The sequence below is a fragment of the Streptomyces johnsoniae genome (assembly GCF_031845565.1).
Classification (GTDB): domain Bacteria; phylum Actinomycetota; class Actinomycetes; order Streptomycetales; family Streptomycetaceae; genus Streptomyces; species Streptomyces johnsoniae.
In genome coordinates this window covers 175,057-186,077 of record NZ_JAVREV010000010.1, presented here as the reverse complement: position 1 = coordinate 186,077, position 11,021 = coordinate 175,057, and the positions used below count along the sequence as shown (strand labels likewise).

General features: G+C 72.9%; 7 protein-coding genes. 2 read left to right on the top strand and 5 right to left on the bottom strand.

Annotated elements, in window-relative coordinates; genetic code table 11:
* Positions 1–1,491, bottom strand: a complete 1,491-nt coding sequence (locus RM779_RS19300; protein WP_311618978.1) for an ABC transporter substrate-binding protein — start codon at positions 1,489–1,491, stop codon at positions 1–3.
* 153 nt (positions 1,492–1,644) lie between these two features.
* On the opposite strand from RM779_RS19300, the gene RM779_RS19295 reads away from it, so the two are divergent.
* Positions 1,645–3,702, top strand: coding sequence for a hypothetical protein (locus RM779_RS19295; RefSeq protein WP_311618977.1), 2,058 nt, complete (start codon positions 1,645–1,647; stop codon positions 3,700–3,702).
* 19 nt (positions 3,703–3,721) lie between these two features.
* Here RM779_RS19295 and RM779_RS19290 read toward each other — a convergent pair whose 3' ends face one another.
* From RM779_RS19290 to RM779_RS19275, 4 genes are read right to left on the bottom strand one after another with little or no spacing between them, the layout of a single operon-like run.
* Positions 3,722–5,422 (bottom strand): acyltransferase, encoded by a 1,701-nt coding sequence (locus RM779_RS19290; protein WP_311618976.1) that lies wholly within the window; start codon positions 5,420–5,422, stop codon positions 3,722–3,724.
* A complete protein-coding gene (locus tag RM779_RS19285) occupies positions 5,409–6,761 on the bottom strand; it encodes a glycoside hydrolase family 28 protein (protein ID WP_311618975.1) in 1,353 nt (450 codons plus the stop codon). The genes RM779_RS19290 and RM779_RS19285 overlap by 14 nt, the downstream gene beginning before the upstream one ends.
* Positions 6,758–8,218, bottom strand: a complete 1,461-nt coding sequence (locus RM779_RS19280; RefSeq protein WP_311618974.1) for a glycoside hydrolase family 28 protein — start codon at positions 8,216–8,218, stop codon at positions 6,758–6,760. The genes RM779_RS19285 and RM779_RS19280 overlap by 4 nt, the downstream gene beginning before the upstream one ends.
* Positions 8,212–9,933 carry a glycoside hydrolase family protein gene (locus tag RM779_RS19275; protein ID WP_311618973.1) on the bottom strand — a complete coding sequence of 574 codons (1,722 nt, stop codon included), beginning with the start codon at positions 9,931–9,933 and terminating at the stop codon, positions 8,212–8,214. Before RM779_RS19275 ends, RM779_RS19280 begins: the two co-directional genes overlap by 7 nt.
* 313 nt (positions 9,934–10,246) lie before the next feature.
* Between RM779_RS19275 and RM779_RS19270 the strand changes: the two genes are divergently transcribed.
* Positions 10,247–11,005, top strand: coding sequence for a DeoR/GlpR family DNA-binding transcription regulator (locus tag RM779_RS19270; protein ID WP_311618972.1), 759 nt, complete (start codon positions 10,247–10,249; stop codon positions 11,003–11,005).
* Positions 11,006–11,021 lie beyond the last annotated feature (16 nt).

Here is an 11,021-nt window from a genome sequence, read left to right as displayed (position 1 = left end):
TCACCAGTCGAAGCCGGCCTCCGCCTGGGCGCGGATGTAGTTCGGGATGTCCACGGTCTCCGTGATGGTGAGCGCGGAGGAGACGGACAGCCCGTCCTTGAGCACGTGCTGGCGGAAGACCATGTACATCGGGATGTCCCAGTACTCGGTCTGCTCGTAGCCGGTCACCACGGCGTTGTCGCCCCAGAAGACGCCGGAGGTGTCGATCCCCGCGAGCGCGGGGGAGGCGCTGCCGAAGGCGTCGACGACGGCGTCGGAGCGCAGCGCGGGTTTGATGCCGTACGAGGAGAGCGTGACCTGCGCCTCCTCGGAGACGAGCCACTTCACGACGTCGAGCGCCTGCCGCCGCTTGTTCGACTGCGGCGGCACGTAGGCCGCGAGGCTGTTGGGCTGGTACGTGGCGTTGTCGCCCCCGCCGAGGACGGGCACGGAGGTCACGGCGAGGTCGACGTTCTCCGCCAGGCCCCGCCACTGCTCCAGGTCCGCGGGGTCGATGTACATCTCGTTCAGCGCGTAGGAGTTGAACTTCCAGAGGGTGTCGACGGCCATGGCCACGTGGCCGGTCTGGAAGAAGTCGTCCACCGTGGTGAAGATGTTCCGCGGGATGAACAGGAAGCGCTCCATGTTGGCGCCGAGCCGCTGCCATCCCTCCGAGGTGATGTCCACCCGGATGTCCTCCGGCGCGGGGTTCTCGCTGCCGGTCGCCAGGAACGGGTAGCGCCCGAGCTGGTTGTAGTCCAGGTAGTTGTCGGGGTGCTGGAGGTAGCCCTTGTAGGCGACCAGGTCCACTTCCCTGGTCAGCCGCTCGGCCAGCCGGAACGCGCGGTCGTAGGTCATGCCGTTGGTCGGGTACGGCACGCGGAAGCGGTCGAAGATCTTCTTGTTGTGGAGCAGCACGAAGTCGTCGATCAACAGCGGCACCCCGTAGACGCCGCCGTCCGAGCGGGCCCTGATCATCTCCACCGCGGCCGGGTTGAGGGTGCCGAGGTCGATGCCGGCGTTCGCCAGGTCGCCGGTGAGGTCGCTGACCCACCCGCGCGGCTCAAGCTCCCGGTCGATCCGCCGGCGCGGGTCGTCGATGATGATGTCGGGGACCACCCCCGCCGCCTCAAGGTCCTCGTACCGGATCGGCTGGTCCCAGACGGCGACCTTCAGCGGAATGTCGGGGAACGCCGCGGCGAGCCCGTTCCCGATGACGGTGTCGAAGAAGCCGGCCAGCTCGAACGGCTTGTAGTTCGCGACGAAGACGAACAGCTCGTCGTCGCAGACCTCGAACGGCTCGTCGTACTGGTTGGGGACCGGAGTGCAGACCGCTCCGGACCTGGTGGCATACCGGCTGGGCGCGGCGTGCGGAGCCGCCGTCGCGCCGGCCGTGCCCGGCGCCAGGAGCGGCGCGCCGACGCCGGCGGCGCCCGCCAGGGCGCCGGCCCCGACGAATTTCCTGCGGGACAGCCGCCGGGCCTGCCGGTCGGCCTTCGAGCCCTCACTCATGGTCACACTGCTCCTTCTGCCGGGAACTCGGTGGGAGACGTTCAGTTGTGCACGAGGTGGCATACCATATGCATGCCATTATCCTGCGCGGTGCGGCACAGGCGTCAACACTCGTGCAGCGTTTGTCTGCGCTGCCGGACGAAAGGGGGAGCCATGGACACCTCCGGGGCGGCGCGCACGCTGCGCGTCGAGGGCGAGGGGATGATCCTGGAGATCGAGGCCGACGGTCCGGCCGTTCGGCTGAGCCTGTCGGGGGAGGACGGCCGCTATCTCGCCGCCGGACTCGGGGACCTGCTGGCCGTCTCCGTCGGACGGCCCTGGAGCCTGGCGTTCCCCGGCGTGCGCGAGCCCGCCGTCCGCCGCTCCGGCGCCGGGCTCACGGTGCGCTGCGCCGTCGGCCCGCTGGCGGCCGAGGCCACGTTCGCCTTCGGCGACGGCGCGCTGCACACGGAGGTGGTCTGGCGCAACGCGGGCGCCCGCCCGCTGCGGGACGTCGCGGTGGGCCTGGCGCTGCCCCTGCCGGACGCCACGGCGGCGTCGGTCACCCTGCCCGGCGTCCTCTACCGCGGCAACCCCTCCGCCGACCCCGACCGCGTCGTGCCGAGGCTCGGCGTGGGCCCGCACGGCGGGCTCGTCGTCGAGGAGCACCGGCTGCCCGTCCCCGGCGTCCACGCGGAGTGGCCCGGGGCCACCGGCCCCCGTTTCCTGACGCTGTACGCGCTCGACCCCGGCGACGGCTCCCTGGGCGCCCTCGTGCCCGTCCCGGGCGAGGGGACGGCGCTGCTCGCCCTCAGCGGCCCGGTGATGTTCAACGGCGAGCCGGACGTCGCCTACACGCACAAGGCGGCCACCGCGCCCCACCCCGGCGGCTACCGCGACCTCGCCCCCGGTGCGGCCATCACGCTCCGGCACGCCCTGCGCTGGGGGCGGCCGAGCCGCCCCGGCCACGGCTTCCGCGATCTGGTCCACCACGGGCTGCGGCGGTACGCGCCGTCCGGCGCCCGGCCGCTGTCGCTGGACGCGATCGTCGAGCTGAAGACCGCGGCCCTGGACCGCCGGTGGCACGAGGCGGCGGGCGCCGCCGGGTACCTGAAGTTCCACGGACCCGGCCATGTGCCGGGCTTCATGTACGGCTGGACCGGCCAGTGCCTGCGGCTGGCGTGGTGCGACGCGCGCCTCGGCCTCGAACGCGGCGAGGAGTGGCGGCTGAGGCGCTGCCGGCGCGCGGTCGACTTCTACCTCGACGGCAGCGCCCAGGGGGCGCCGCCCGGCCTGCGGCTGAGTTTCCATCACGTCGGGGACGGCCGCTGGACCGGTTTCGAGCGCCACGGCCGCCCCTTCGTCTCCGCCCGCGCGTTCGGCGACACGCTGGGCGATCTGGCCGACGTGATCGTGCTGCTGCGCGACCACGGCCGCGCCGTACCCGACCGCTGGCTCCGCGCCCTGGACGAAGGTCTCGACGCCGTCCGCCGCGGCCTGCTCCCCGACGGTCTGGTGCCGCTCGGCTGGGCGCTCGACGACGGGGCGCCGCTGCCCGAGCCGCCGGGCGCGGCGGGGCTGCCCTGCGTCCTGGCGCTGCTGAAGGCCCAGCGGGTGACGCCCTCGCCGGCGCTCCTTCGCGACGCCGCCGACCTGCTCGGCCGCTACCAGCGGGCCCACGCGGACGACTTCGCCACGCCCTTCTCCCACGCCACCCTGGACGCGGCGTGCGAGGACAAGGAGGGGGGCATCGCGTTCTTCCTGTGCGCGTACGAGCTTCTGCTGCTGACCGGCGAGAGCCGCTACCGCGAGTGGGCCGCGGCGGCGGCCGACTGGCTCCTCACCTGGGTCTACCAGTGGAATCCCGCCTACCCGCCCGGCTCCCCGCTGCGCGAGCGCGGCTTCGCCGCCGCCGGGTGGCCGGTCGTCAGCGTGCAGAACCATCACGTGGACGTGTTCTTCCCGGTCCACGAGCTGGCCCGGTTCGGCGATCTGACCGGGCGTCCGGAGTACACCGACCTGGCCGACACGATGATCCACGCGATGGGCCAGGGCATCTGCGCCCGGCCGGGGGAGTGGGACTTCGCCCACCCGGGCGAGCAGGCGGAGGGCTTCTTCCCGACCAACTGGCAGGCGCGGGGCACCAGCAACACCTGGAACCCGTCCTGGGTGACGGCCCAGGTGCTCGCCGGCGCCCTCCGCCTGCGCGGCGCCCCGGCGGCGGACGGCTGACCCCCGCCGGGAAGGCGTTCTACAGTCCGAGGCGGGCCGGGCCGGGGCGGTGGACGCCCGCGGGGCGGTAGCCGAGTGCCTCGCCGACGCCCAGGTGGTCGGCCAGTAGCCAGGCGGTCGCCAGCCACATCTCGGTGCCCTGGAGGCCCGGTTGGTGGCGCGGCCCGGCGCCTGGCACCAGGGCGAAGGCGAAGCCCTGCCCGTCCCGCCAGCCGTCGAGCAGGCGGTCGAGCTGCCGGCGGGCCCACCGCCGGCCCTCGTCCAGCCGGTGCGCGGTCTGCCGGGCGCACGACCAGAGCGGATGGATGACGTCGAGAACGTTGCAGGCGTTGCCGCGGCCCGCTCCGAAGAACGCGGCATCCGCGCTGTGGGTGAGGACGGTGTCCACGGCCCGCTCCGGGTACGGCAGCCCCAGCCCGAACTGGGCGAAGGTGCCGCGCGAGAGCCGGTAGAGGCCGTTGACCGGCTGGAGCCAGCGGTCGGCCGCGCCGGGGCGGCCCCACAGGCCGTGCCAGGGGTCGGCGTGGGTGAGCAGCCAGCCGAAGAGCGTGTCGGCGGCCGGTGCGCGCAGGCCGAAGTCCTCCAGGTTCACCAGGACCGCCGTGCCGACGCCGTCCACCCAGTGGCCGGAGCGCCAGGCGGCGCGTTCCCACGGCAACGCGTCCAGCCGGGCCGTCAGTTCCGTCGGGGTCAGCTCGTGGACCGCCCGCACGGGGTGCTCGAAACCGGAGCCGAGCAGTTTGAGCGCGTAGCCGACGCACAGGATGTGGTACATCGCGCTGTCGTCGTCCAGCGTCGCTGCCCCGCCCCCGTGCTCGGGAACGAGTCCGGTCCGCCGGTCCTGCGCCCCGCGCAGCCGGGCGACCAGGTCGCCGGCGTCGATGCCGGGCGGCGGGCCGCCGAGCAGCAGGTGCGCGACCTCGACGGCGTCGCAGTCCGCCCGGACGGTGCGGGGCGCGCCCGGCCGGTCGACGAACGCCGGGCTGCCGTCGGGCGCTTCGGCCAGGCAGCGGGCCAGCACCTCGGGCGCCTGCTCGCGGGCGCGCGCGGCGAATCTCTCCAGCCGCGCCGCCAGCCCTGGCGGCCCCGCCGCGGGGGCGGCGGCGCGCGGCGCCGGGGGGTCTCTGCGGTCGCGCAGCACCCGGGCCGGATTGCCGGCGGCGACCGACCACTCCGGCAGGTCGCCGGTGACGACCGCGCCCGCGCCGACGACGCAGTGCGCGCCGATGGAGACCCCGTCCAGGACGACGGCGTGCGAGCCGATCCACACGTCGTCGCCGATCTCGATCCCCTTCGAGACGAGCGGCTGCTTGTGCACGGGCCGGTCGGGGGCCATCGAGTGGTTGAAGCCGAGCACGGAGCTGTGCGCCCCGACGCGCACCCCGTCGCCCATGCGTACCCTGCCGCGCACGACGGTGTAGGGGTTGACCGTGCAGTTTTGGCCCATCGTCACCTCGTCGGTGACGTACGCGTGCGCGGCGACGTAGGAGCGTTCCCCCATGCGCAGCCGGTCGGTGAAGACCCCGGCCCACGGCGACACGTAGACGTCGCCGGTGAGTTCCGTCTCGCCGCCGTGGCCGGCCAGCCGTTCGGTCAGCCGCCGCTGCCACGCGCGCTGCGCGTCGCGCTCCGCGTCGGTGGCGGAGCCGAAGTACAGCCAGGGGCACCAGTCGTGGCGCCCGGGCGCGGTGTGGGGGTCCTGGAGGTCAGGTGGCGTCATGGGGCTCGTCCCTCTGGGTCGGTTCCGGCCGGGACACGTCCTCCAGGACGAGCCCCTCGACGTGTTCGAGCCGGTCGGCCTCGTCCAGCGCGGCGAAGGAGCAGTCGGCCAGCCGGAGACCGCGGATGGGAGCGTGCGGGTAGCCACGCGCGAGGAGCGCGCGCCGGGCCTGCCCCACGGTGACGTTGCGGACGCCGATGTCCCCGACATGCGGGGGGTGATCCCCGGTGTCGCCCTCGCCGCGGTGGAAGTCGCAGGTGAGGAACTCCTTGGTGAGGTGGGTGACCGAGAGGTCGTCCAGCTGGACGTTCTCGGCGAAGCCGCCGCGGACGGAGTTGGTCTTGATGTAGAGGCCGAAGTACAGGCCGGGGCCGCCGATGCGGCAGCGGCGCGCGAAGACGTTGCGGATGCCGCCGGTCATGTCGCTGCCCAGGGTGATGGCGCCGTAGCGGTGGAGCATGACGCAGTCCTCGATGAGGATGTTCTCGCTGGGCACGTTCACCCGGCGGCCGTCGGCCTCCCGGCCCGACTTGACGGCGATGCAGTCGTCGCCCGCGTTGAAGACGCAGCCGCGGATGACCACGTCCCGGCAGGACTCCGGGTCGCAGCCGTCGTTGTTGGGGCCGATGCTGTCGACGGTGACGTTCTGCACGAGGACGTTGCGGCACAGCACCGGGTGCATGACCCACATCGGGGAGCGGACGAACGTGACGCCCTCGACGAGGACGTTCTCGCAGTCGTACGTCTCCAGGAAGTTGGGGCGGAAGTGGTGACCGGTGGCGTAGACCCGCTCCGCCACGGGATCGCCCCGTTCGGCCTGCGCCCACAGCCGCGGCCAGTCGTCCTCCTGCTGCGGCATGCCGGGCCGCCAGCCGAACTCCTCCTGCCCCGACCAGGGCCACCAGTGGTCCGGGTCCGCCCGTCCGTCCAGCACGCCGGCGCCGGTGACCGCGATGTTCCGCTGGCCGTGCGCGTAGACGAGGGGGGAGTAGCCGTACGTCTCCACCCCCTGGAACCGGGTGAGGACGGGCGGCAGGTACGCGGCCGGATCGCGGCTGAACGCGAGCGTGGCGCCGGCGTGCAGATGCAGGTCAACGCCCGAGAGCAGCCGTACCGCCCCGGTGGTGTAGGTGCCCTCGGGGACGATGACGTGTCCGCCGCCCGCGGCGTGGCAGGCGGCGATGGCGCCGGCGATGGCCGCGGTGCAGTCGGTGATCCCGTCGCCCACGGCGCCGTGGTCGGTGACGGGGAACTCGCGGTCGGGGAAGCGCGGCGGTCGCACGCGCGCGGCGATGGCGTCGGCCTGCCGCCGGGCGAGGTCCGCCGGCGAGGCCGTCACGCGCCTCCTCCGTCGCCGGCGTCCGCGCCGTTGATCGTGACCTCGCGCAGCACCAGGCCCGTCACGTTCTCGGTGACGTACCCCTCCTCGATGCCGGCGAAGGCGCAGTCGTGCAGCAGCACGTCGCGGATGGGGTTGGCGTCGTTGCCCAGCAGGTTCCACGCGAGCGAGCCGGATTCGGCGGTGAGGTGGTGCACGGAGATGCCGTGGACGTCCGGGTAGTGGTCGCCGGTGTCGATGTTCTCGTAGTCCAGCGCTATCTCGATCACGGCGTCGCCGACCGTGCCGACGGTGATGTCGGTGAAGACGATGTCGGTGATGTGACCGCCGCGGTTCGGGTTGGACTTCAGACGCAGTGCCCGGTCGAGCTGCGGGCTGTCCATCCGGCAGTCGCGGGCGAGGATGTTGTGCACGCCGCCGGTCATCTCGCTGCCGATGGTGACGCCGCCGTGGCCGTCGCGCATCTCGCAGCCCTCGACGAGCGCGCTGTGGCAGGGCACGTTCACCCGGCGGCCGTCGGCGTCACGCCCGGCCTTGAAGGCGATGCAGTCGTCGCCGGTGTTGAAGACACAGTCCTTGATCAGGACGTAGGCGCAGGACTCGGGGTTGCAGCCGTCGTTGTTGGGGCCGTTCGGGCTCTCCACCGTGACGTCGCGGACGGTGACGTTGCGGCAGAGCACGGGGTGGATGTTCCACATCGGCGAGTCCTTGACCGTCACCCCCTCGATGAGGACGTTCCGGCAGTCGTAGAACTGGATCATGTTGGGCCGCAGGTGGTGGCCGCCGCCGAAGACCCGCTGCTCGACGGGCACGCCCTCCTCGGCCCAGGCGCGCAGGGTGCGCTTGTCGATGCTCTCCGGGGAGTCGCCGCCGTCCTCGCCCCTGGTCCAGTCCCACCAGTGGGTGTCGTCCGCCCGTCCGTCGATCACCCCGCTGCCGGTGAGCGCGATGTTGTGGCAGCCGCGGGCGTAGACGAGGGGGGAGTAGTTGAGACACTCGATGCCCTCGTAGCGGGTATGGACAGCAGGCAGGTACGCGGCGGGGTCCCGGCTGAAGCGGAGCGTGGCGCCGGCGGCGAGGTGCAGGTCGATGTTGTCGCGCAGGTGCACGGCGCCGGTGAGGTAGGTGCCCTCGGGGACGATGACGTGTCCGCCGCCCGCGGCGTGGCAGGCGGCGATGGCGTCGGCGATGGCCGCGGTGCAGTCGGTCGTCCCGTCGCCCACGGCGCCGTGGTCGGTGACGGTCACGGTGCGGCGCGGGAACCGGGGCGGGCGTATCCCCGCCATGATCCGCGCCGCCTGCGCGTCGCTCGGCCGCCGGGCCGGCGCGCCGGCGGCGGCCCCGGTCCCGGCGCCGAGGGCGAGCGCCGCGGTCGAGCCCGCGCCGAGTATGAACATCCTGCGGGCGGGGCCGGTCGCGGCATCGGGGCGCTCCGGTCCTTCGTTGCGGCTCACCACGACCACTCCCGGTCCGGGACGTGGAGGGCGCGGGGGCGCCGCGGGGCTTTCGGTTCCAGGGTGCGGGGACTGTACATCGGTCGCGATCTGCCTTCCGGTTCTATGCCTACGAGGTCGTCGCCGCGCCACCGGGCGCGGAAGACGCGCCCGGCCGCGGCCTCGTCGGTGGTGGATTCCGCGAGGGGGAACGTGACGGTGATCCGCTCGCCCGCCCGGGGGCGTTCGAGGCGGAGATAGCCGTCCGGTGCCCAGAGTCCGGCCTCCCGCCCCGAGGCGGTGACGGCCGGTCCTGAGGCCGGGTGCCGGGCGACGGCGAGGTGGGCGTAACCGGCCCAGGGCGGCACGCGCAGCCGCAGCTCACGGCAGTCGGCGCGCACGTCGAGGTCCACCCGCCCCTCGTGGGGCAGATGACTGAGCACGTCGACGAGCGCGCTGCCGCGGTTGAGCAGCAGGTTGACGCGGAGGAGCCGTTCGTCGCCGGTGACCACCGCGTTCCAGCCCGTGAACAGGCCGCGCACCCCGGAACCGACACAGCACGCCTGGACGTCGCTGGTGTGACCGCGGCCGAGCACCACGTCGGAGACGTAGTCGTTGGGCGCGCCGTAGCCGGCGAAGGCGCCCCGTACCCGCTCCCCGACGCGGTGGTGCGTCTCCCAGCCCGGCGTGTCGAGCGAGCGGTCGGGCGCCGAGCGGACCCAGTCGGTGTCGGTGAGCTGGGAGGCGGCGAGGTGGTTGCGGAGGAAGCGTTCGACCACGGTCCAGTACGCGGTGTGCCCGGCGCGGGCCAGGGTGGTGCCGATGCCGATCAGGTCGACGAGCGAGCAGGTCTCGTGCTCGTAGCGCTGGTCGGCCAGGTCGCCCGGAGTCCAGCCGAAGGCGGTGGCCTGCGTCAGCGCCCAGTCGAAGGCGTTCTTCACGAACTGGGTCAGGGAGTGGTCGCCGATGAGGACGGCGTACCGTGCGATGCCGTCCAGCGTGCCGAGCCGGGTGTGGAAGTGGCCGCTGCGGTAGGCGAGCGCCGGGTTGAAGCTGCCGTCGGGCAGGAACACGCCGCTCTTCTCGGTGATGAGCCGGGTGAACCAGCCGCACAGTTCGAGGGCGTCGGCGCTGCCCGTCGCCTGGTGGTGGCGGAGCAGCGGCATGATGAGCCGGCCGCAGAACGAGGCGGGGTCGGGCGCCAGTCGGAGGTGGACCGCGTTGTCCGAGGGCCAGCCGCGCGGCGTGTATTCCGACGCGGGGTAGTACCAGACGTCGCGCTCCTTGACGGCGATCCGCCGCAGGGCGGCGACGAGCCGGTCGGCGGCCCGCCGCGCCCGTTCGTCGCCGCTGTCCACGTACCAGGTGGTGAGCGCGAGGAGGGTGGCGCGCTGATCGATGAGGTTGGCGTGCGCTGCCCAGTGGCCGCGGGGGTGCGTGCGCCGGTAGCTCAGCCCGTCGTCGGCCAGCAGGTCGAGCAGCGTGGCCTTGTAGCGCTCCTCGGTTTCCTGCCACCAGGATTCGCCGGTCATCTGCCGGGCGAGGACGCAGGCGTCGGTGAGGCGGCCGTGGCTGGAGCCGTAGTCGTAGTCGCCGTGCACCAGCGAGGCCGGTTCGGCGAGGAGGTTGGCGCTGAAGAAGGGGATGTGGCCGAGGTCGGGGTCGGCGAGTCCGGTGACCGCGTTCATCGCCTGCTCGGCGCGCTCCTCCAACAGCAACGTTGCCGGAATGCTGGGCATGGGTCCGTCACACCGTTCTCAATGTTCGAACGAACACGAATGCCGGACAGGCTAGGAGTGGCGGTCGTCGCCGTCAACAAGGCTGGGCAGCTGGATAGATATTCACCCACCGCGCCACCGGCGCTGTTGACGCGGACAAGGTGCGGTTCTAGTTTCTGTTCACTCGAACAATCTGGGTCCGGTGCCGGCCGCCGCCGACGGGGCGTGCGTCCGCGTCACCGGACGGTGCGCGGATACTGCTCGGGGGCGGCGGAACGGGCGGCGACGGCCCGCCAGGCCCCCGGTACGCAGGCGCGAGACGAGGCGGAGTGGCATGGGAAAGAGCGGACGGACGCGCAGGGACGTCATCCTGCGGATGCTGGACGAGCGGGAGCGCCTGGAGGTCGCCGAGCTGACCCGGCGTCTCGGTGTCTCCGCGATGACCGTCCGCCGCGACCTCCACGAGTTGCAGCAGGACGGCGTGCTGCGCCGGGTGCACGGCGGGGCCGTGCGCCGGGAGCGTTCTCCGTTCGAGACCCGCAGGGTCGCCCATGCCGAGGAGAAGCTCCGCATCGCGGCCCGCGCCGCCGGGCTGATCGACGACGGCGACAGCGTCGCGATCGACACCGGCACCACGGCGCACAGCGTCGCACGCGCGCTGCGCGACAGGCGGGACCTGGTGGTCGTCACCAACTCCATCCATGTGGCGGGCGAGTTCCAGGGGGTGCCCGACTCCTCGGCCAAGGTGCTGCTGGCCGGCGGGGTGATCGCTCCGGAGCTGTGCCTGGTCGGAGCGCTCGCCACGGAGACCATCCGCAAGCTGCACGTGAACAAGCTCGTCCTGGGCTGCGGCGGACTCACCGCGGAGCGCGGTCTGACGTTCTTCGACATCGAGGAGGCCGAGGTGCGCCGCGCGATGCTGGAGATCGCCGAGAAGGTGATCGTCGTGATGGACCACACCAAGTTCGGCCGCACGGAGACGATCTCCGTCGCCCGCCTCGATCAGGTGGACGTGCTCGTCACCGACGCCGAGCCCCCGCCCCCGTACCCCCGGCTGTGCCGCGACAGCGGTGTGGAGCTGGTGATCGCCTGACAACGGGCAGACAGGA

What these genes read in the sequence shown, in the direction of transcription:
- RM779_RS19300 (WP_311618978.1), bottom strand. Translation starts at nt 1,491, where the DNA reads ATGAGTGAGGGCTCGAAGGCCGACCGGCAGGCCCGGCGGCTGTCCCGC.
- RM779_RS19295 (WP_311618977.1), top strand. Translation starts at nt 1,645, where the DNA reads ATGGACACCTCCGGGGCGGCGCGCACGCTGCGCGTCGAGGGCGAGGGG.
- RM779_RS19290 (WP_311618976.1), bottom strand. Translation starts at nt 5,422, where the DNA reads ATGACGCCACCTGACCTCCAGGACCCCCACACCGCGCCCGGGCGCCAC.
- RM779_RS19275 (WP_311618973.1), bottom strand. Translation starts at nt 9,933, where the DNA reads ATGCCCAGCATTCCGGCAACGTTGCTGTTGGAGGAGCGCGCCGAGCAG.
- RM779_RS19270 (WP_311618972.1), top strand. Translation starts at nt 10,247, where the DNA reads ATGGGAAAGAGCGGACGGACGCGCAGGGACGTCATCCTGCGGATGCTG.